The sequence below is a fragment of the Peribacillus simplex genome (genome assembly GCF_030123325.1).
Classification (GTDB): domain Bacteria; phylum Bacillota; class Bacilli; order Bacillales; family DSM-1321; genus Peribacillus; species Peribacillus simplex_D.
The window spans coordinates 4,912,855-4,935,774 of sequence record NZ_CP126106.1 but is presented as its reverse complement, the minus strand read 5'-3'; the positions used below and the strand labels follow the sequence as shown (position 1 = coordinate 4,935,774).

The window sequence follows — 22,920 nt, the reverse complement described above, 5'->3', positions numbered from 1 at the left end:
CCTTAATTTAACCTTGTTTTTATTCTTTTTGAAACTTGTGTTCAAGCATATAAAAAACCACTCAGAGTGGTTTTTTAATCGCGCATTGATCCTGCCTCTCGGGAAGTCATTGCACCTTGTCCTGCGCTTACATCTTTTTGGATTTGTTGTTTTACTTTTTGTGGATCAGTTCCGGAAAATCCTGGTTTCATAATTGATCCCGAATTCTTTTTAGCTTGGTGATCCTGTTGCATGCAAGTCCTCCTTAATCCATTGTTTAACACACTTATTATTCACAAATGGCACTCAGTATATCCCGAAGATTTAAGCGGATTTTAATACTAAAGGAGCAGGATAGTTCAACAAGATGGTTTTATCTAACATATTGCCATTTGAATGTAAAGTTCAAAAAGACGAAAGGGATATATCTTGAATTGCAACCCTTTGTCTTACTTTGGATGTCATTCCTGTTCTATTCTTTTCATCCAGAAGGTATATTAACTGAACCCATATACAAAAAAGCCTTGGACTCTATTAATTCAAGGCTTTTGAAATCACGAGAACGTAATGGTTATTAGCATTAAGAACCATTTAAAAGATGGAGTAGACTTAGATTGTTTTAATATTTTAAACCTTATTTACCGAACAATTGGACCTTTAGAAGAGAGCTGGAACAAACAAGAAATAGAATTATTGAGGCTTATGCAGAGTATCAAGGCATTTTATTTTGATTATAGCAATGAAATGAATACCAATTATTTTACTAATTTTTTTATGTTTTTACTGATATATGCAAAGTTAGCAGTACACTAATAAAGTAATAAGGTTTAATTCAGTAAAATAAGGTATATTATATTTGTTGAATAGATTCTCTTTAAAGACAAGAAAAGTAGGTGAACAAAGTGGGAAAATATCAATTGGATACCAAAGGTCAGTTAGCTGTGACAAAGTTTCATGAAAAACATAAGCCTGCCAAATTTGATAAAAAGCAGCAACTTGAAAAAATACGTGCGGAGTATTTGAAAAAGAAGCAAAAACAAACAGATAAATAATATGAATGAAAACATAGGAAGACTAAAATCTCCCTATGTTTTTCATATTCGAAGTTCTTTTTTCAATTGATGATAGAGCATATTCCCATAAATTTCAGATTCGGTGGCAAAAAATTCGTCATCAGATATCCATTCCTCACTAAAAATTTCAGTAGCAGAATCAATAGACAGCCGTTATTTTGGATACACCAGTAATCTCCAGCAGAAATTTTTAAAACATTTGGATACTCACTTGGCTTAGATAGCTGAATAAAAAGATAAATCTCGATCTTTTCAGCAAGATACTTTCTCAACACCCCACACTCAAAGAAAGTCAGGGAATACGTGCTTTACATCAATAAGGGAGGCTGTTGAAGCAACCTTTTCTTAATGAACTCCCTCAGTTTAATAGATAATGCTCACGAATACTCGCTTATTCGCAGGATTTCAAACCACATGGTATAGGTTGCTTTAGATGAACGAAAGAGATAGGACCGTTTTGATAAGATGAGGGCAGATTGAAATAGGGGATCTGTTAAAAATCCCATATTATTACATATACTGCACGTATTCTCCACGCTGCCCCTGGAGGCTTTCCCTCCCATGTCTCAACGGGTCATAATCCTATGCCCTTTCATTCCTTCGTCATGCCTATCCAAGGGGTGAAGGCCGGTTTTGCTAACAGAACGGGTCATTGCCCTTTTGTTCATTACATCCAGTACTTCGTGCTTTCTTTGAAATCCTACGGATAAGCCAACTTTCGTTATATAACAATGTGAATGTAAATTTACGCTGCTAGTTGTTCAATTGAGAAGATCATTTCCGGTTTATAGGCAGAGCCATTACGAGCTATCCCTACTAGGACACGGGCGAGTTTTCCACAAAGTTTCATGATGGATTTCATTTTCTTAATCTTCTTCACTTTAACATTATTCGAGTGTAGGGCTTTAAACTCAGGGTTATTCATCACCAGACTCATGGTCGCAAGGAAGATGTAACGCCGCAGGCGTGATCTTCCACGTTTGGAAAGAACAATTTGGCCTTTCCACTTCCCAGAGCTTGCTTCAGCGAGATGCAATCCTGCATGACGAAGGAGCGCATTCCCGTGAGCGAACCCACTCAAATCTCCAGCTTCTCCTAAGATTCCCGCTAGTGAAATCTCGCTGATTCCTTTAATGGCAAGTATTTGCTTAACGAATGGAATCTGTTCCAAGACGTTTGTGACTTCTTGCGTCACTCTTTCGAGTTGGGATGAAGCGAGATCATATTCCTCTAATAACTGTCCCAAATGAAGTTTATACGCATCAAGGGCTTGTTTCGTACCAATTGAACGCTTGGCCAATACAAGCAGGGAACGGGCTTTTTTATGCCCGGAATGTCGCTTCATACATGATTTCCATCCGGTTACGATATCTTGAGGCTGTAAGGAACATAATTCAGCTGGGGTAGGAAAGAGGCGTAGGGTTGCGATTGCCCCTTTACATGATACGTCTTTAAACACTTGCCGGAGCTCGGGAAAGACAACATCCACCCAGCGATTAATTTGGTTGATGGAGCTAACAAGACGCTTAACGATCACATCTCGGTTAGCCATAAGGACACGAAGTTTTTCAAATGATTCTGAAGTGGAACGAACGAAGGCATAGTAGCCATTCTTCACCATATCAGCGATGACAAGGGCATCTTTTTTATCACTTTTGGATTGCGTATTATCACGATTTTCTTTGTTTCTTTTGACATGGTGAGGATTGACGGTGACGACATCCATGTTTTGTTTGACTAGCCACTTTGAAAGGTTTATCCAATAATGGCCGGTAGGTTCCATTCCGACTATCGTTGTGTCTAGATTTTTCATTTGTTTTAGTTCCTGGATCCAGTTTAGTAAGCTAGTAAAACCCTCCTCGTTATTTTCAAAAGAAAGGGGTTTCCCGACCACAATGCCCCGAAAGTTTACAGCACGGGCCACGTGTACGTGTTGGGCAATATCCACACCAACAACTAGATGTTGATCCGTAATTCTCTCAATTAGTTGATTTTGTTTGTTTTGCATTTTAAAATTCATAGTAGGGCTTCCTCCTTAAGATTTTGAGTTAGATTGGTCTCTATACTCGTATCTTACTGAGGGGCTCTATTTTTTTCAAACCTGATATTTAACGATCTACAGGAATGCTAACGGATGCGTTAGCTGAAGATCTGAGCTGTCTTTAAGGTAGGTTTTTTCTATATTCTGGATAGTGAGTACAAAGTTCAATAGCTTAAATGTACGAAAGGAATGTATATTTTGTTTTTAATATATGCAATTTTATTTTTCATTTTTGGATATAGTTTTATATTTACATTAATAAAAGCTATCCAAGAGGAAGTATCCCCGCATCTTACTGCAATCCTTTTTCTTGTATGGGCTTCATTAGCAATAATCGTTACTGTGAATATAATGAGTCTATAATTAATGTTCACTATCGGGTTGCTTTACTTGAAGAAGCCAAATAAAAAAGTCGGTTCCTTAACGTACAGGGAATTCGACTTTTTTATGTTTGAATTTGCTTAGCGTACAAAATTTCCGAAATGTTGGCGATACCCCTTTATACAACTACCATGAAAATAAGTTTCTTTAAAAATGAAAAATGACAATAATTAAGAAGACCCTGCTCAATCGTTTTAAAAAAAAGGAGAGCGTTAATTAATTAGTCTATGGATTAGGGTTGACTGGATTAAGGTCAGTATCAGTATTGACACTTCCTAACCATTTTCATTCTTTGTGGTGAATCGCCGATTTTTGCGATTCATGGATGGCTAACTGGGCAGTTTAGTTGAATAAAGGGAAAAAAGAATGTAATAGTTTTCATTTTACTTAAAAGCTGTAAGTTATTATAACTAAGCATTTATATTACATAAAAAATGACATGACTGTAGGCTATCTTTCATACAATATTTTTGGGGTGGAAAAATGGCAAGAGCAAGTTACCGAAGTTCAGACGTTGACTTAATGGCAAGGATGATGAGAGCAGAAGCCGAAGGTGAAGGACAACTAGGAATGTTATTTGTTGGGAATGTAATTGTGAATCGTCTTGTAGCTAATTGTTTAGACTTTAAAGGTTTAAGAACAATTCCACAAGTCATTTATCAAGTGCAAGGAGGAAATTATTCTTTTGAAGCTGTTCAAAAAGGGAACGTATTTTATCAAAGAGCGAGAGGTATTGAAAGAAGATTAGCAGAACAGAATTTGAAGCACTGGAGACAGCATCCGGCTAGATATGCCCTTTGGTATTTCAATCCCTATGCGCCATGTCCTCCAACATGGTATGATCAACCTCATACTGGTCAATTTAAAGACCATTGTTTTTATGAACCAAAACCTGGAACATGTGATAGTGTTTATAGAGGTTAAGCTTACTCTTTGAGTAAGCTTTTTTACATATTTAAAATATTTATACAATATAAAACTTTTAGTAATAGTTTTTATCTAAAAAAGTAAGATTGTGAATTATTGTGCTTAAGCTAACGGGTACTTTAGTACAATTGGGTGTAATAAAAGAGAGTACAAGAAGTAGTCTCTTTTATTTATACATAAACAACATTAATGTTTCACAAGCCTAAATAAATAGACAGTCAAAGGGGACCTTCATAATCGAGGTCCCTTTTTCATAATGTATTAAGGTAATAACGTTTTATATTGTTCCATTAAATCACCTGCATATAAGCTTGTTATCATTAAGAAAATGGCAAGCCCAATGTATAATGAGAACCAGATGACTTTTGTTTGGAGACTCGATGAGTAATAGGATTTCTCTTTATCCCTAATTTCAGTTTGTTCTTGAACTTCTTTAAAGAAGGTTGCTACTATTCGTTCATACGTGCCTATATTTTTAAAATCGGTCGGTCCGTACTGGTATTCATTCGAATTAGCAGCATCCATTAAGGACCTATAAATATTTAATTTTACCTCGGTCAGCTGTTTTTCTTTTAGCTTATTATCATCAAATAGCGGGATATGCCAACTCTTCATGTTGTTAAACTTTTCATGTAGTTGGCTTAACTCCATATTCCAAATATTAACCAGGCGAATTTTTTCTTCATCTGTTGCACCTTCATATTGTTCTAGTTGCCTTAAACCAAATTGATTCAATTCAATGATGTTGTCTCTTTGATTTCTGGTTGTCTCGCTACGGAATTCTTTCCACCACTTAGAAATACCCAATAATAAGAAAAGAATTAAAAATGGATTTGGATGGAGAAACAAATATACAACCATTCCGATAATCCCTAATATCCAAAGCTTTGTGGATATGACTCCCACTATACGTCCTCCATCAAGAGGATGTACAGGCATTAGATTAAATAGGTTAATCATGGCTCCAAGTGTAATAACTAAAAGCCAAAATGGATTTTCCGTCATCATAAATAGAGGGATGGCTGGTAGAAATGCTAATGTACCTAATAAAGGACCTCCGAAGGCAAGATAAGCTTCTTGATTAGCATTCTTGGGTTCTTCCTTAAGGGCAATTAACGCTCCGACAAAAGGGATGAAAATGGCATTGGATGTTTTGATGCCTTTTCTTTTAGCAGCTAGTAAATGCCCCATTTCATGGATGTAAATTAGATAGACTAGGGCTACGGCAAATTTCCAACCGTAAACCAAGGCATACGCTCCTAATGAAACGAAAATAGAAATCAGAGAACCTACTTTTGCTATTTTCAATAGCGCAAACAACCATTTCATTTTTCCTAGGAAAAATAACCCGATTGCCCCCAAACTTAACCATCCTTTATTCGATTTAGATTTTTTCAAAATGTACCTCCTATAGTAAATGGGAAAACAGATGACCCCATTGACACTATGTCTATCTGAGCTCCTTCTTGATTTATCAGCTTACTAATATCCTTATTATATCGTATTCGATAATCCTTTTCTTTTCCTTTAAGGAAAATTTTTCTAGATTATTAACTTCAAGTATTACACTTTTTTATATTTGGTTATGTTAAAGATAAAGGTTGATTAAAAAATAGAAAATATAAAAACTCGGATTAGGTATTTATATTAAATTAATATGAGATTGTGAAAATTTCTACTTAAGCTAACAGGGCAGTTTAGTTGAATAAATTCATCCTTCATAGTTAATGGCCCCTTTCATATAGCCTGCACTTGTTTTTTAGGGCAAACTGGCATAGTATTTACAGAAAATAAAGCGATATGAGAAATATGTCCTCAGCTATTCGATTTCGACCGAAAAAAGCGATTTGGAAAAATTCCAAATCGCTTTTTTTTATTATTACTTTTTAGGCTTCTTATTTAAAATAAAGCGTAGTTCATTGATATCATCATCAGATAGGGTATCTTCCTGAATGAATTGGACAAGCATGGATTTCAAGGTACCTCCATAGATACGGTTGATGAATGATTCGGTCTCGGCACGCTGGCACTCTTCCTGTGTATAGAGCGGGTAAAAGGTGTAAACTCTTAGATTTTTATTGACACCTACTACATCTTTTTGAACCAATCGATCGAGAAGAGTGCGTATGGTTTTCGGCTTCCAATGGCTACTCTCCTGTAAGGAAACTATGATGTCATTTGCTGTTTGAGGGGCTTTATCCCAAAGCACGTTCATGATTTCCCATTCTGATTCTGATATGCTAGGAATGTTTTTCTCCATTTTTCTCCCCTCCATTTTCTTTATAGATTCCTAAATCTTTTAAAATTGATAAAGTAATTTCTCCCGCCTTGCTTCCAGATGAATCATCTTCATTTTGTATATTGGTAGCAAAGAAATAAGTATTGTTCTTCGTCTCTACATACCCGATAAACCAACCATTGATGTTTTTTCCATTCACTGTTCCTGTACCTGTTTTCCCTGAAAGGCTAGCTTCCTCATTCTTTTCTAAGAGTAGGGCGTCCTTTACAGCTTGGATATGCAATTCCTTATATCCCAATTGATTGTAATAAAAGGCTTGCAGCAGTTGGACCTGCTCGACTGGAGAAATTTTCAATGAGGATTCGAGCCAGAATTCACCCAATCCCCCAGATACATCGGAATTTCCATAGTTTATCTCTTGTAGATTGGATTGTATTGTTTCGAATCCTGTTCTGCGATCTAATGCTTGGAAATACCAGTTTACAGAATTTTGTAAAGCAGATGAGACATCCTGATCCATATTCCAAGCGTCATAGGGTTGCTCCGTCCCATCCCATGAAAGGGTGGATTCTTCGGGAGATATCACATTCGATTCCAGTGCAAATAAGGCACTATAGATTTTATATGTGGAATCAGGTGATACCCGCAATGTACTTTTCTCTTCATTATAAATGCGATATTGCTGTGCGTCATGATCATATAAAACAAAGCTTCCTTCATACCCTTTAAAGAATTGATGTAAATCCTCAAAAACGACTCCATCATTATTAAAATAGTATTGGTCGTTTTCCGTCGCAAATGCGGAAACGAAAGGTAATTGGATTGTCAAAATGATACTGGCCAACACATAAATAACGACGCTTTTTCTTATTGACTTTTTTCTGGAATGTTTATAGGCAGAAATTCGTTCAATCCGTTTTTTGATTTGAAGCTTCGAACCGTTTAAATGTGTCACGATCTGTAGCTTACTTGACCGATTTGAAAGATCCAAAAAATTAATGATTGTATTTCCATATTCAATATATGAATGATCATCTAGTAACTGTAAAACAGATGTATCACATGCGATTTCCCGATCCAATCTCATTTCCCTAAAAGCAAGCCATACAAGGGGATTAAACCAATAAATGATTTGATAGAACAATATCACGTAATTCGTCAGCAAATCCTTGTTTTTATAGTGACTCAGTTCATGAAGAAAGATATACTCGTAATTTTTCAAGCTAAGCCAGTTTTCATGCTGGGAAGGTAAGACGATATATGTTTGAAAAAGTCCGAATATCATTGGAGATTGGACTCTTTTCGAAATAACAATCTTTATTGATTTTTTAATCTGTAGTCTTTTCTTGCATTCCTCGAAAAGCACGAGAACTTCTTGATTGGAAAACGGAGAAGAATAATTCTTTATCCTTCTAAGTGTGAGCCATCCACGAACCAGAGTAAAGGTAAATAAAAGCATCCCTGACATCCATAAACCCATCACTCCAATATTAAGTAAGGACAGGTCCGGCCGATTGACCGATACAGAAAAGTCTTGTATTAGGTGCAGGCCTTGTATCATATCAGTTCCAGTTATTTTCATATTAGAGCTGGGTGCATTAGTCTGATATGCATCCCCACCGCTAAAGAGAGTACTAAAATTATATAAATCAGTGGGTATGAATGGAAGTGCTAAAGCCATGAAAAGAAACATCCACAAATGATAGTGCCATTTTGCTGTTAATTGTCTTCCAAACCATTTTCGTATAAGCAGAATGACAGCAACGGAAAATGAAGACACCAATAGACCTATTATAAAATGAGTTAAAAACATATCATTCAATACCTACTCTCGACTTTTAAATTTTAAAAACAGGTATATAGCATATTTATAGTGGCTTGAGGTTAAAAAAATAAAATTGACTTTATTTGATTACATATGTAATACTGTACTACAGATGTAACAAGACTACAAATGTAATCCGTTAAGACTCCTTGGTTTTTTCAACTCGTACATAAGAGTCTAATCAAATAATCAGGAGGTCTGCATCATGAACAAAAGATAGGGTGCAAGAGTTAAAGAGCCGGCTGCTATCCCAGGAGAATAAATATATTTTAGAAAGAGGTTGAATCTTATGAAATCATTGAGCAACATTTTTAGTACTTCCGCATTCAGAAAAATTGTGCCAGTTCTATTTCTTTCATGTGCAACGCTTGTAGGTTGTTCAAACAATAGCGTTAATGCTGAATTAACTAAACCTAAAAAACAAGAAACTGCCAATAATCATGCTTTTGCTAAGCTTGAAGAAAAATTTGATGCTAAACTTGGTGTCTTTGCGTTGGACACTGGTACAAACCAAACAGTAGCCTATCATCCAGATGAGCGTTTTGCTTATGCATCCACTCATAAGGCTCTTGCTGTAGGAGCACTTTTACAACAGAAATCAATAGAAGATCTTAATCAAAGAATTACCTATACACGTGAAGATCTTGTCAATTATAATCCGATTACAGAAAAGCATGTTGATACGGGGCTGACTCTTAAGGAGCTTTCTGATGCTTCTCTTCGATACAGTGACAATACTGCTGGAAACCTTATCCTTAAACAACTGGGGGGACCGACTGGGTTTAAAAAGGCACTGGAGGAAATCGGGGATAATGTTACCAACCCTGAGCGATTTGAGCCAGACTTAAATGAAGTCAATCCTGGTGAAACTCATGATACGAGTACACCAAGGGCACTTGCTACCAGTCTTCAGGCTTTTACATTGGGAGATGCACTTCCAACTGAGAAACGTGAACTTTTAATAGATTGGATGAAGAGAAATACTACTGGAGATGCGTTAATTCGTGCTGGAGTGCCGAAAGGTTGGGTAGTGGCTGATAAGACTGGAGCAGGCTCATATGGTACGCGAAATGACATTTCGATCATTTGGCCATCAAAAGGAGATCCTATTGTTCTTGCTGTACTTTCAAGTCGTGATAAAAAAGATGCCGATTACAACGACGACCTTATTGCTGAGACAACAAAAGAAGTAATTAAGGCCCTTAAAGCCAAAAATAAATAGAATATGATTGTACTGAAAAAGGTACGTTAAGTAACCTTTTTAGTAGATTAATTACTAAAACGATTGTTATGGTGATGTCTTTCATTATCCGCGGAACTAGGGAGTTCCTGGCTTCGACATACAATTTTAAAAGGTCAACCAGTAAAGAATCACTGGGTTGACCTTATTTTAATATTTACTTAACTACTGGTTGGGGGATTAAGACCGAATTTCCCTCGTAGTATGCTGCTGCTAAATCCAATAAATCCTCCAACAATTGCGGGAATGATCCACCCCAGTCCGACATCGTACATAGGAAGAATTTCATTAAAAAAATTATTAATGGAAGAAAAGTGTATGCCAGCTCGATTTAATCCATCAAATAAACTAATTATAAATGTTAAAAGTAAGCTTCCTTGATACACTTCAGCTTTCCCTTTAAATAAAGAATGAAAAAATGTCAAGAAAATTAATACAATGGCTAATGGATAAATAGCTGTTAATAGAGGAATGGAAACAGCGATTAACTGTGTCAGCCCAATATTGGCAACTATTGCACTGAAAATAGATAAACTAATAGCAATTGTTTTGTAAGGTACCTTTGGAAATAGTTTATGGAAGAATGAAGAACAAGATGTAACAAGTCCTACGCTTGTTGTTAAACAAGCTACTGTAATCATTAATCCTAATAATATCCCGCCATAAGCTCCAAAATAATAATCCGAGACTTTTGCCAAGATGGTGCCTCCATTTTCCAGGTGCCCAAGTTTTTCTACACTTGAAGCACCCATATAAGAAAGAGCTGAATACATGGTTGCCAGGAAAAAGGCAGCAATCCCAGTTGCTTTTGCACAAACAACCATAATTTGTTTTTTTGTTTTAGCACCTTTTTCTTTAATGGCATTAATGATGATGATGCCAAAAACAAAAGATGCAAGCGTATCCATTGTTAAATACCCTTCTCTAAACCCATTAAAAAATGGTTGAACTGAATAATTCTTAATAGGTGCTTGAAAATCCCCGATTGGATGTTTAAAAGCAACCACTACTAAGATTCCAATGAACGTTATCTTGATTGGTGTTAATATTTTCCCGACAATTCCGACAACTTTCGCGGGATTGATCGAAAAAAGGCACGTAATGCTAAAAAAGATGATGGTAAAAATAAGTAAAGGTGCAGAGCCTGGATTGTCGGACAAAAAAGGTTTTACACCGATTTCAAAAGAAACGTTTCCTGATCTAGGCAAAGCAAATAAAGGACCAATGGCTAAATAAAGAACGGTTGTGAATACAATGCCGAATACAGGATGGACCCGACTTGCTAACGACTGTAAATCATCTTTCCCCGAAAAACCAAGTGCTAACACACCAAGTAACGGTAAGCCAACTCCTGTTATTAAAAACCCTGCATTTGCCGACCAGATATTCATTCCTGCTGATTGACCAAGCATTGGTGGAAAAATTAAATTTCCTGCCCCAAAAAATAGAGCAAATAACATTAAACCAATAACCAATATAAATGAAAATGGTACTCTAGTAGCCAAATTAAAACCTCCATGAAAGAACTAAATTTTACTTTTTCAAAAAAGAAATAATTTTCAAAAAATTGATCACGAACTAAATACATAAGATTGTATTGTATTATGACCTGTTAATAAGTTTATCCTTTTGGGCGGCCTTATTAAATATGCAATAAGGTTCTTTTTTAACGACAAGCAAATTGTTGTTACTACCATGAAATGATAATCTCTATGAAATGCAGAAAATTCCCCTCTTAGCCCCCTATTAGTGATATGTAATCATTGACTAAAATGACATTTTATAACTATTGATATATTGTAATACATACTTCTTTCTCTTTAAAGGATACAAAGGAGGAAAAAAACAAGAAATAAAGTTGTCATTGGGGGGATAAAAGTGGTAGCTTTGAAAAAACAACGTATCAGATTAGTGAAACAAGAACCATAGTGGATTAAATGTAGAAGAGAATTAAGGAGTGTTTCTAACAAGCTTGAAAATGAATTGGAATGTTATCCGTGAATAATACATAATTTGCTTATTTCGTTATCGGGGATATGATGGAGGCAGTCACTATAAATACCTAGTCAAAAGAGCTTAGATTGGAGTCCAAGCTCTTTTGACTAGCCTTCGTCTTTTATTCAACTAAACTTCTATTATTAGGGGATTGCATAGACTTCGACAGTGAAGCTTTCTCCATTGGTGTTTTCCGGTCTGGCGATGTAGAAATCTTCACTCGTTTTGATTTCTGACTCGGACCCGTCTGTAAGATCATAGAAGATCGTTTCGTCGATACCGAAGCTGATGTCTTTCATGACATCGAATTTTGCATCTTTAGGGCCGTCGACGATTTTCCATTGTAACTTGGTCGCGTAAGTAGGGATGTTCCCAATCGTGAAGTTATCACTCGATCGGTTATCCTGGCCGTCCTGAGGCTGACCTTCCGATCGAATCGTCGCGATTTTCTCGGGAGCTTCGACCTCCACATTAAAAGCGTCCCCATCCAGAATCCGGTCATAGGCGTACCAGGCACCGAGCCATGTACCTGCAGCACCGTTCGAATCAGCGGAAATCATTCTTACCGAAAAATTATCCGATCCGTTCGTCGATGAACCTTCCCAGGTGGAAGCGAAAGGATATTCGTCACACTGCTTTCCTGTCCGATCTTCATCTCCGAACTCCCGGTCACAAATCCTTCTTGTCTTGTTCCTATTACGGTTGTATTCCTCCTGATGACGTTTTGTATACATCCGTGTCAGTGTGCTGTCTCCAACGGCTCCAGGTATTTTCTTTCCAACCATTTGAGGCTTTGTCTGTTCTGGGTGGTCCATGGCGTCCTTCCAATGCTGGCCGGCTTCAGTTAGCATTTCGAATTCCGGTTTCGTGATCGGGACATTGAAGACCGGTGTGGCTTTGCTGAATACGGCTCCTTGCCAGAAATATTGATCTGGGAAAGCGAACATGTATTTTGCAGAGTCATAACGGACGGTCTGTTTGATGCCATCTATGCTTTTTTTGTATTTCCTTGCTGAATGGGTAAGGGTGAGTTTCGGCCAAAATTCCATGTATCCCAACTGGTCAGGATTTGAATCAGTTGCTGGGGGCGCTTCTGAGGTGAAGATTTCTGTATCGAAGTTCGTGTTTTTCCAGTGGGCGATCGTTCGTTCTGTCGGTGGATAGTCGGGATCCTCTTTACAGTCACCTGCGTTCAATTTCGATTCACATACCATATCGATTTTCAACTTGGCTCCATTTAAAGCTGGATCGGTCACGATGATATCGTCAAGTGTATAATAGATTCTCATGTTCCGGCTTTGGTTGGAACCATAACCTATTTCCGTGAATTGGAATTGAACCCCTGCGTTTATACAGATCCCTCCGATGCATTTTATAGGGACTTGATATGTCGCCACATGGGACCAACAGAAGGAATAACGGTTCTTGATATACCCTGTTTCTGAACTGCTGTCAGGACTTCTCCGGCATTCATCTACAGTCTGGATATGATCATAGTCAAATTCCGGGGGTACCCATCCGACCGCCGTCTTGATCGGAGGTGCCAAGTTCGCTTTGTATGTCGCTTTACTTTGCTGGTCTACTTCCATCAATTCATCTAATGTCTGAATGCCTTCTTTTTGCTGGATTTGATCTTGTTTGATTTCAAGCTCCCCGAGGGATTTGCCTTGCTTCATCAGTTCGGTTGCCTTCTTGATCTTTTCGTCTGGAACCCAGTATCCTCCACCTTCTGAAGTTGCTTGTGTCTGTACAGGTGCAAAGATGCCAAGAGTCAAAAGCATGACAAGGACAATTGTAAATAATTTCTTGTTTAACCTGGACATTATAATTCCTCCCTTATTGAGCAGTAACAGCTGTTTATTACCCATGGACTAGTGCGCTATTAGGTCAGTGTGATTTAAATCGCTGATAGGTTACTACAAAATAAAATGTTTGACAATACATTCCAAATCAAATAATGCTATCAACCTACATTTTTTACCAAATAATAAATAAATAGGAAGATGGTGGCCGATTCAAAAGACCTGATAATGTTGAAGACAATAAAGATGTTGCATTAAAAGTTGGTTAAAGACGAGGATATGTAATTCAATTGCAGGTAGCTTTTCCGAAGCAGGGAATGCGTTCTTATAAATGTATCGGACCAACAAACTGGAATATTTTGAACGTTTTGATTTCAATGCTTACTCTATAGATTATTAAATGATATAATTTCATTTATTGGGAAATTTTATTAGTATTTCTTCGTTTGTAAATTGTTCATTATTGTGAAGTGATTCACTTGAACAAACGGGTGATGTAGTTCATTACCAGAGTTGATCATTCAGCAATTTATATTTAAGGGGCGGTTTCGAATTGAAAAACAGCAACATTTGGTTATTAAGCTTCGTTAGTTTTTTTACAGATATGGGTACCTATATGGTGACTCCTTTAATCCCGATTATTCTTGCTTCGTCTGGCCCTTTAATTATTGGGATTGTAGATGGTTTATCAGAAACCTTGGCAAGTTTTTTGAAATTTTTCTCTGGTCGTCGTTCGGATCGTTTGAAAAATAGAAAAGGGTTTGCTTTGTTTGGTTATGGCTTATCGGGTTTAGGAAGAATAACTTTGATTATTTCAAGTTCCTGGGTCGGCGTTTTCATATGGAAACTGATAGATCGTACGGGAAAAGGGATACGGACGGCTCCAAGAGATGCTCTTATATCCGAGTCTGGAGGAAAAAATAAACAAGGAAGGGTTTTTGGATTACATCAAATGATGGATATGTTAGGTGCTTCCATCGGGATTGGAGCTGCTTATTTCATATTACAGATGAATGGAAATCAAAACTTTCATGATGTATTCCTGTATTCTTTAATCCCTGTAATTATTGGTTGGCTACTGTTATTGGGCATAAAGGAAAGAAAGCATGAACCAATAGTGAAAGAAATGCCGCCTGCCACGAAACCTAAACTTGATGTGAAACTTCTAAATCCGAATGTAAAAAAATTATTGTTAATTGTATTTCTCTTCACTATTGTGAATTCATCAAATTCGTTTCTTTTACTAAGAGCAGCAGATTTGGGGGTTTCTACTGCCAATGTTCTATTATTATATCTACTCTTTCACCTTACTGCGTCTTTATTTTCATATATTTCCGGAGCGTTCTCAGATCGATACGGACGAAGAGGTATACTAACTGTAGGATATGCATTATATGGATTTGTATATATTGGTTTTGCGGAAGTAAATACAACGATTGGTTTAATCGGTCTATTTACATTATATGGGCTGTATTCAGCTTTTACTAAAGGGGTCGAAAAGGCGCTGGTTGCTGATATATCCAATCCAGAAAGTAAGGGAACTGCACTTGGTTTCTATGCCATGATTACGGGGATTGGCCTATTTCCGGCTTCTTTGCTTACAGGTTTGTTATGGCAGATATTTGGCGCTGAGATTTCATTCCTGATTAATGGGATCATCGCCTTGATTGCATCTATTTTGTTATTTAGAATGCTCTCTATTAACGTAAGAAAAGCAACATAGATCTTAAAAGATTGATAGGATGCAGTTTATAAGTAGTTAGCAGAGTATGAACAAAAAATGAATATGCTTCCATTAAAGGCGTGATTCTTTTATAAGAATCGCGCCTTACTAACGGGTGCGTTAGGTGAAGATCGGAGCTGTCTTTAAGGCAGTTTTTTCTTATGGAACTAAAAGGCAAGGATAGATGAACAAGAGAGATGAAATTTTTATCTCTCTTTTATGTCGTATTTGACACAAATTCTAAAAAAACGGAAAATTTTAACGCTATACCTATACATTTGTTTGGCTCTTTAAACAAGCACTCCCCTTATTCATTTCATAATTTGATAGAAAGGGGGGATGTGGGGTAGACCATTTTACTATTTCCAGTGTTTTTATACTTACATCTCGGACATGTGTCGTTTCATAACGTTTTTAACGCCATAAAATAATATATAGCTTGTATTTTAATGAGGGAGTATTCCATTGTGTTCGTGTGGCATTAGTGAACGAAGTTTCCGATGTTTTCCCGAAATTCAATTTGAAGAGTTGGTAAAAGGCCATTTAAATCTCTTTTTGCTTTCGACCAGTCTCACGGTTCAAGCCATGAACCTTCCTTTGTTTTCAATATTTATAAATTAAAGGAGTGAAAAAAAAAGAAAATATGCAATTTAAGAAATTTGTTGATCGACTCCCAATTCCGCCGGTAATCAAATCAAGAAAAACTACCAAAAATAACCCTTATGTTGTAAGCATGGTACAAACACGACATCAATTTCATCAAAATTTGCCCAAAACAAAAGTATGGGCGTATAACGGGTTAGTGCCTGGTCCAACGTTTGAAGTCAAGAAAGACAAACCTATATACGTGAAATGGAAAAATAAATTACCTAAAAAACATTTTTTACCCATCGATACAACGATTCATGGGGCTTCTCATAACCCTGAAGTTCGAACCGTTGTACATTTACACGGAAGTCCGAGTACACCAGCAAGTGATGGACACCCCGAGGCGTGGTTTACCAAAAATTTTGGGCAAACAGGAGCAGAGTTTGTAACAAAGACCTACAAATACCCAAACCGTGAAAGAGCGACCACTCTTTGGTATCATGACCATGCCCTTGGTATCACCCGGTTAAATGTGTATGCAGGTCTTGCAGGGCTTTATTTAATACGCGATGAAGAAGAGAAGGCGCTGCCTCTTCCGAAGGGAAAATATGAGGTACCACTCATCGTCCAGGATAAGTCATTTAATCCAGATGGATCTCTGTTGTATCCAGCCCAGCCAAGCAATCCCTCACCAGATTTACCTTTTCCATCTATCGTTCCTGGTTTTTTTGGAGAAACAATCGTAGTGAACGGGAAAGTTTGGCCTTATTTAAACGTGGAGCCCCGCAAATACAGATTTCGTATAGTAAACGCTTCTAACTCTCGCGCATACCAGTTTCAATTAAGTAATTCCCAGTCTTTTTTTTTAATCGGAACAGACGGGGGGCTTCTTGAACGGCCGATTGAGGTACAAAGTCTACTAGTTGGTTCAGCTGAGCGGATAGACATCGTTGTGGACTTCTCTAAATTGCAAGGCGAAACCATCATCTTGCAAAACCAGTTTGAATTAGGAAATCCTACAGGTGATGTGATGGCATTCAAAGTGACAAAGCCCTTAAAAGGAAAGGACAACAGTCAAGTGCCGGCGATTTTAAGTAATATTGATCATATTCCACTCACAGAAGTCAAAAAGGTAAGACACTTAACTCTTGTGGAGACACAGGATGAATTTGGACGTCCTATGCTTTTGTTAGATGGAAAAGAGTGGGATGATCCAGTGACAGAAACACCTCTACTTGATTCGGTTGAAATATGGGAGCTGGAAAACATAACTGACGGTGGCCATCCAATTCATCTTCACTTGGTGGATTTTCTCGTCCTTGAACGCCGTGACAGTAATGGAAACTTCAAACAACCTCTTCCCACTGATTTTGGCTTAAAAGATACAGTGACAGTCAACGCGGGAGAAACGGTTCGAATCATCATGCGATTTGAACCATTTGCTGGAAAGTATGTATGGCATTGTCATAAGTTGGAGCACGAAGACCATGACATGATGCGACCATTGACCATAAGAAAGCACTAATGAACTAGATAACAGGTCATAGGTCGATATTTCTTATAAAAGTGAATGAAAGGAGTTATTGACAGCTAAAGCCATTTTCTATGTTGGCGACTAAAATTTCCAATTATTTATACCCATTCAAAATTGTGAAGTAATGTACTTAAAGTAACAGGTGCGTTAGCTGAAGATCGGAGCTGTCTTTAAGGCAGTTTTTTTTTATGCAACTATCAGGGCAGTTTAGTGCAATTAAGGCGGATGAAAATCCAGCTCTCTTTTAAGTCGCTCTTGAGACATATTATTCAGCTAAGAAAAGTAAAAAATAAAAATCCATCCCTGAAAAGCTTCAAGGATGGATTCAGACAAACACTTAGGGTGTCTCTTGGATGGCCTATAGATAGGTAAGTTACCCAGGTTATTACGTAAAACGAACATAATATATAGAAAATGAGAATGTGCTTAAACGGGAACAAAAGTCGAAGATCCAGCTGCCATAATTGGTGGCTTTTTTATTGACTAAGGTGAAGATTTGATCTTTATATAGAGGGGGGAATCAAGGATTAAATATTTTGCCCCCTTAATACCAAGGTTCAATTCGAATTAATATAAATGGACTGTGTAATGGACTTAAAAAAATGAATTTTTCTATACTCGCTTTGATATATATCTTTTTAGGCTGTATCTATCTATGGTATTCATGAAATATTTATAGATGGTACACAAAGGTATTTTTCAAAAATAGTAGGAATGCTATCCATCATTTATCAACAGGGGTATTTGCTTCATGTATAACGTCTTTGAAAGACAAAGCTGGTCGATAATTGCATTCTTATTCAGTATATAAATTTTAAGACTATTCGCTTCAAATAAGTAGATGTGTTTCCCTACTTAAGACAATCAGAAGTTGTTCTCGAAAGGGGGAGCTAATTTGAAGAAATTTATTGTTTGTTATACCTTGGATAATGATATTAAACGAGAAAAAATAATAAAAGGGCCAGATGTAAAGAAGGAAGACGTTCTAAAAGATGTATTAGATAAGATAGTACGAAGTAATTACTTTATTGCGAAAACCGACCAAGGAGAGTATAGGATAAATTCTTCCTTAATACGTTATATACAGGTTTTGAATGAAATGCATTGTTTTAAATACCATACTGATCATCAATGACTAGTGAGTAAATAAAAGGTTATTTGCATAGTTTTCTTCAATTTTGTTGAGTAACTTGAATATGGGAGAGAAGATTAATGTCAGAAACGTATCGTTCTCGCCAGGAACGAAAACAAGTGGAAAAAACAAAACAAGATCAAAGTAAAAACACCCCTAAAAGAAAGTCTTTCTTGAAAAAAGTTTTACTTTGGTGTTTATTATTAGGTGTTGTTTCAATTGGAATAGGGGCAGTTACGGTTGCAGCGATGATTAAGGATGCACCTAAAATAGATGCTTCAAAACTAGTCGATCCGCTTTCTACCAAATTATACGATAAAAACGGGAATTTCCTTTACGAATATGGTAAAGAAAAGCGCACAAAAATTAAGTATTCTCAAGTTCCAATAATGTTGGAACATGCTTTCATTGCCACGGAGGATGCACATTTTTATGAACACGATGGCATTGATATAAAAGGAACTGCGAGAGCAATCTTCAAGAACCTAAAAGGGGATTTCGGATCTCAAGGCGGAAGTACGATTACACAGCAGGTCATTAAAAACTCCTTTTTGTCACCTCAGAAAACAATAAAGCGAAAGGTACAGGAATGGAGCTTGGCCTATCAGCTTGAGCAAAAGTATTCTAAACATCAAATCTTAATGATGTATTTAAATAAGATCTACCTTGGAGACGGGGCATATGGTGTAGCGGCTGCCGCCAAAAATTACTACGGAATCGATGCCGATCATCTAAATAAATTAACGCTTCCGGAGGCTGCTATGTTGGCGGGGCTCCCACAGAGTCCGAGTTATTACGATCCCACTGAACCCGAAAATGTGAAAGCAGCAACAAATCGTCGTAATATTGTTTTAGAAGCCATGTATAAACAAGGGTATATTACGAAAAAGCAATTGGAGGATGCAAAGAAGGTTCCAGTTACAGCAGGACTTGTTCCAAAAACGAAACAACAAGGAATGCCGTACGAGGCGTTTTTGGACGCTGTTGTAAAAGAAGTTGAAAGAAAGCTGAAAAATGTAAATATCAGTTCGGATGGATTATCTATTTATACGACGCTAGATCCAAAAGCTCAGACCTTTGCGGACAAAATAATGAACACCGATACGATTATTTCTTATCCAAATGACAACTTTCAAGGAGCCTTCGTATTTTTAGATACAAAAACAGGAGAAGTTCGAGCTATTGGAAGCGGTCGAAACCAATATAAAGCTTCTTTCCGAGGCAACAACTTTGCGGTTGATATTAAACGTCAACCAGGATCTACTTTCAAGCCAATCTTTGATTATGGTCCGGCTATTGAAAATTCAAAATGGTCTACAGCACACCAAATTAATGATCATGAGATAACCTACTCAAATGGTCAATCTATTTCTAACTGGGATCATCAATATCACGGAATGTTGTCGATTAGAACAGCACTTCAATGGTCATACAATATTCCAGCACTCCTTACCCTTCAAGAAGTAGGGATGGATAAAGCACAAAACTTTGCAGAAAATCTGGGTATTACTTTTAATAATAATAAGGTGTACGAATCATATGCGATTGGAAGTAATACGGTTAATCCATTAGAGTTGGCAGGGGCATATAGTGCTTTTGGAAATAACGGTGAATACAATACACCACATTTTGTTCGTAAAGTTGTCTATCCTGATGGCAGAGTTGTTAATTTAACTCCAAAGCCAAAACGTGCTATGCATGATTACACAGCTTATTTGGTGACGGATATGTTACGGACAGTCGTAAAATCTGGTACAGGAAAAACAGCAAATGTCCTTGGACTAGATGTGGCTGGAAAAACTGGCACAACCAATTTTGACAGTAAAACCAGAGCACAATATGGATATCCATCCGGTTCGGTAAATGATAGTTGGTTCGCTGGTTATACACCGCAATACACTATGGCGGTTTGGACTGGATATACTAAAAATGGTCCAGGTAATTATATGGATGGAAATACAACTAAAATCTCGCACCAAATGTTTAAGGTCATGCTGGAAGAGTTTGGAACAGACCGAAGTAGCTTCCAGCAACCTAGTGATGTATACCAGGTGAATAATGAACTGTTCATTAAAGGTGCAAATCCTGAAGAAGGTCCACCAGTTACAAAAAATAATAAAGATAAACCATTTGGTGGAAATAAAGAGGATAAAAAACATAAACAAGAGGAAGAGAAGCATAAACAACAAGAGGAAAAGAAACACAAACAAAAGGAAGAGAAGCATAAACAACAAGAGGAAAAGAAACACGAAAAAAAGGAAGAGAAGCATAAACAACAAGAAGAAAAGAAACACGAACAATAAAGATTGTTAGGATGGGATCGTATTGGTTCCATCCTTGTTTATGATACACAAAAGAGAATGTGAAGGTTTCTACTTAAACTATAGGGTGCGTTAGCTGAAGATCGGAGCTGTCTCTAAGGCAGCTTTTTTGTATGAAAACACATTAGTAAAAAAGCCATGCTAAAATAAACCCTCCATATTCTCATTTTTTTTCGAAGGGCTAAATGTACTATGTCGTTAATTTAACTGGTTATGCAGTTTGTTGTTTAGATGGAGCGATTGAATAGCCTTTCTTTTTTAGGTATTCGATCATTTTTAATTCTTTGTTATTTTGTTTTTCTTCAAGGTAATTTGAGCCTAGTTCATGATAGGGTTCTCCTGTTTTTAAGATGTTGTAAGCAATCGTCAATAGTAAATGAGCAGAAGCAATTCGTCCTTTCATTTTTCCCTGCCTTTTGGTAATCCTTTTTCGATGTGAAGCAATTCGATTATTTTGCCTTGATGTCGCTAATACACACTCTACGGCCATCGTTTTCAGAGCTTTGTTACCTTGTGTGGTTTTACTCATTTTTTTTTACCAGCACTTTCGTAATTTCCAGGACTCACACCAGCCCAAGAGGCAAGATGTTTAGCCGACTTAAATAAAGACATATCCACGCCCATCTCTGCAATAAAAGTAGCTGCGGCAGCTTTGTTCACACCAGGTATACCATCCAATAATTCTACTTCCTTATGATATGGGGACAGGAGTTGATCAATTTGTTTTTCCAATTCTTCTATGGCTTTTTCTAAATAACTCATATGCTCCCAATGGTAACGCAACATATCACGATGATGACGGCGAATACGGCCATTAATTGCATGGGCAATGTCAGTAATACTTGCTTTTGTTCGCCAATCCACCATTTTTCGAAGACCATCGGTCTCTATTTTTTCACCGTTTAGAATCGCTTCAAGGATTCGGCGTCCCGATACACCAAAAATGTCTGATAGAACGGAAGTTAGCTTGATATTAGCATCTTGAAGAATTTTGTGAATGCGATTCTGCTCTGATGTGCGATGATGAATCAATTTTTTTCGATAACGAGTAAGATCACGTAAATCACGAATATCCTCTGGTGGGACAAAATTGCTTTCAATAAGTCCGCATCTTAGAAGCTTGGCAAGCCATTCGGCATCTTTTACATCAGTTTTACGGCCTGGAACATTTTTGACATGCCTGGCATTGGCAAGAACAAGGTGAAAAGATCCTTCGAGTATATTCCATATTGGTTTCCAGTAGACTCCGGTACTTTCCATCACAACATCGGATACCTGGAGGGGAGCGAGCCAATCACTCAAAGCCAAGAGTCCCGTTGTTGTAGTTGAAAACGTTTCAATAGAGGTTTTTGGTTTTTTATCTAATGGACCAAATAATACACAGGCTACTACTGTTTCTTGGTGCACATCTAGGCCAGCACACCGTTCAATCATTGCTTCCATAGGAGAATCACCTCAAAAAAAGATTAACAATACATATGACAGGAGATTTGTTACAAAAATTTTTGTATACGTACTAGTAGTACACTAAATGGTTCTTCCATACTGTCACAACCAGTTTCTTATACAGGGTATCTTCCTTAAGATCCACCAAAAAAAGTTCAGCCTGGTTGTATTGTTATCATCCATTATCGTCAACGGTTTAATGGGTTAGACTCTATTTTTGAGTTTAGATTTTCGTAGTAGATGGTGGCGGCGAGGAGCGCCGCCATAGGAGTTTCTTATGGCACTAAAGGGGCAGCATTCCTGTTAGAAGGTTGTTCGAGGTCTTGAAAGAAAAAGAGCCCTCTTGTATGATGCATGAGTGTCAACGACCATTGACCCAGTATCAAACAAGGAGGACTTCTCTATCCAGTTTAAATGAAATGAAAAATTAATAAGTTACTGAAAATACACTCGTTGTTGGTATGGATATTGCCAATCGTGTTCATTACGCTTGTTTTGTTGAAGAACGAGGGCGCGTGATAGAAAAAGCCTTCGCAGTCCATCAATCAAAAGAGGGCTTTGAACACCTGTATGAAAAGATTCGTCAAACGATGAAGGAAGCTAAGAAAACAGAAGTAATAGTCTTTTTTAGCACTTTCTACTTGTCAGAGGTGCGAACTTTTCTGGGTTTTAAA

The 22,920-nt window shown here is 37.2% G+C and carries 16 protein-coding genes and 1 pseudogene; 8 read left to right on the top strand and 9 right to left on the bottom strand.

The features are described 5' to 3' along the window. Positions 1-74 precede the first annotated feature (74 nt). Entirely contained in the window at positions 75-233 is a 159-nt protein-coding gene (locus tag QNH43_RS23540) for a hypothetical protein (protein ID WP_283915927.1), read from the bottom strand. 648 nt (positions 234-881) lie between these two features. On the opposite strand from QNH43_RS23540, the gene QNH43_RS23535 reads away from it, so the two are divergent. Beyond that, entirely contained in the window at positions 882-1,031 is a 150-nt protein-coding gene (locus tag QNH43_RS23535; protein WP_283915926.1) for a hypothetical protein, read from the top strand. Between the two features lie 766 nt (positions 1,032-1,797). Here the strand turns inward: QNH43_RS23535 and QNH43_RS23530 are convergent. After that, a complete protein-coding gene (locus tag QNH43_RS23530) occupies positions 1,798-3,072 on the bottom strand; it encodes an IS110 family RNA-guided transposase (RefSeq protein WP_283915879.1) in 1,275 nt (424 codons plus the stop codon). Positions 3,073-3,957: 885 nt separating this feature from the next. On the opposite strand from QNH43_RS23530, the gene QNH43_RS23525 reads away from it, so the two are divergent. Next, positions 3,958-4,398, top strand: a complete 441-nt coding sequence (locus QNH43_RS23525) for a cell wall hydrolase (RefSeq protein ID WP_283915925.1) — start codon at positions 3,958-3,960, stop codon at positions 4,396-4,398. A 264-nt stretch (positions 4,399-4,662) separates the two neighbouring features. Here QNH43_RS23525 and QNH43_RS23520 read toward each other — a convergent pair whose 3' ends face one another. The 3 genes from QNH43_RS23520 to QNH43_RS23510 all read right to left on the bottom strand — a co-directional run bounded on the left by QNH43_RS23520 (position 4,663) and on the right by QNH43_RS23510 (position 8,453). Further along, entirely contained in the window at positions 4,663-5,799 is a 1,137-nt protein-coding gene (locus QNH43_RS23520; protein WP_283915924.1) for a site-2 protease family protein, read from the bottom strand. A 481-nt stretch (positions 5,800-6,280) separates the two neighbouring features. Beyond that, on the bottom strand, positions 6,281-6,661 hold the full coding sequence (gene blaI, locus QNH43_RS23515) for a penicillinase repressor BlaI (protein ID WP_076370322.1): 381 nt from the start codon (positions 6,659-6,661) through the stop codon (positions 6,281-6,283). Continuing rightward, positions 6,642-8,453 carry a BlaR1 family beta-lactam sensor/signal transducer gene (locus QNH43_RS23510; RefSeq protein ID WP_283915923.1) on the bottom strand — a complete coding sequence of 604 codons (1,812 nt, stop codon included), beginning with the start codon at positions 8,451-8,453 and terminating at the stop codon, positions 6,642-6,644. Before QNH43_RS23510 ends, blaI begins: the two co-directional genes overlap by 20 nt. Positions 8,454-8,754: 301 nt before the next feature. Here QNH43_RS23510 and bla point away from each other — a divergent pair, with 301 nt between their 5' ends. Continuing rightward, positions 8,755-9,687 (top strand): class A beta-lactamase, encoded by a 933-nt coding sequence (gene bla / locus QNH43_RS23505; RefSeq protein ID WP_283915922.1) that lies wholly within the window; start codon positions 8,755-8,757, stop codon positions 9,685-9,687. A gap of 179 nt (positions 9,688-9,866) precedes the next feature. Here the strand turns inward: bla and brnQ are convergent, their stop codons facing one another. Continuing rightward, positions 9,867-11,210: a branched-chain amino acid transport system II carrier protein gene (gene brnQ / locus QNH43_RS23500; RefSeq protein WP_283915921.1), complete on the bottom strand. Its 1,344-nt coding sequence runs from the start codon at positions 11,208-11,210 to the stop codon at positions 9,867-9,869. 633 nt (positions 11,211-11,843) lie between these two features. After that, complete coding sequence (locus tag QNH43_RS23495) at positions 11,844-13,523, bottom strand: NucA/NucB deoxyribonuclease domain-containing protein (protein ID WP_283915920.1); 1,680 nt, start codon at positions 13,521-13,523, stop codon at positions 11,844-11,846. A 532-nt stretch (positions 13,524-14,055) separates the two neighbouring features. Here QNH43_RS23495 and QNH43_RS23490 point away from each other — a divergent pair. The 4 genes from QNH43_RS23490 to QNH43_RS23475 all read left to right on the top strand — a co-directional run bounded on the left by QNH43_RS23490 (position 14,056) and on the right by QNH43_RS23475 (position 20,782). Further along, on the top strand, positions 14,056-15,225 hold the full coding sequence (locus QNH43_RS23490; RefSeq protein ID WP_283915919.1) for an MFS transporter: 1,170 nt from the start codon (positions 14,056-14,058) through the stop codon (positions 15,223-15,225). A gap of 643 nt (positions 15,226-15,868) precedes the next feature. Further along, complete coding sequence (locus tag QNH43_RS23485; RefSeq protein ID WP_283918437.1) at positions 15,869-17,338, top strand: multicopper oxidase family protein; 1,470 nt, start codon at positions 15,869-15,871, stop codon at positions 17,336-17,338. Positions 17,339-18,242: 904 nt separating this feature from the next. Beyond that, on the top strand, positions 18,243-18,482 hold the full coding sequence (locus QNH43_RS23480) for a hypothetical protein (protein WP_101225802.1): 240 nt from the start codon (positions 18,243-18,245) through the stop codon (positions 18,480-18,482). A 77-nt stretch (positions 18,483-18,559) separates the two neighbouring features. Next, complete coding sequence (locus QNH43_RS23475; RefSeq protein ID WP_283915918.1) at positions 18,560-20,782, top strand: transglycosylase domain-containing protein; 2,223 nt, start codon at positions 18,560-18,562, stop codon at positions 20,780-20,782. Between the two features lie 229 nt (positions 20,783-21,011). Here the strand turns inward: QNH43_RS23475 and QNH43_RS23470 are convergent, their stop codons facing one another. Both QNH43_RS23470 and QNH43_RS23465 read right to left on the bottom strand, forming a co-directional pair. Further along, complete coding sequence (locus QNH43_RS23470; protein WP_283915840.1) at positions 21,012-21,329, bottom strand: hypothetical protein; 318 nt, start codon at positions 21,327-21,329, stop codon at positions 21,012-21,014. Beyond that, positions 21,326-22,243, bottom strand: coding sequence for an IS110 family RNA-guided transposase (locus QNH43_RS23465; protein WP_283915839.1), 918 nt, complete (start codon positions 22,241-22,243; stop codon positions 21,326-21,328). Before QNH43_RS23465 ends, QNH43_RS23470 begins: the two co-directional genes overlap by 4 nt. A 464-nt stretch (positions 22,244-22,707) precedes the next feature. Between QNH43_RS23465 and QNH43_RS27885 the strand changes: the two are divergent. Further along, positions 22,708-22,869: pseudogene (locus QNH43_RS27885) on the top strand (IS110 family transposase); the annotation flags it as partial. Between the last annotated feature and the right edge of the window lie 51 nt (positions 22,870-22,920).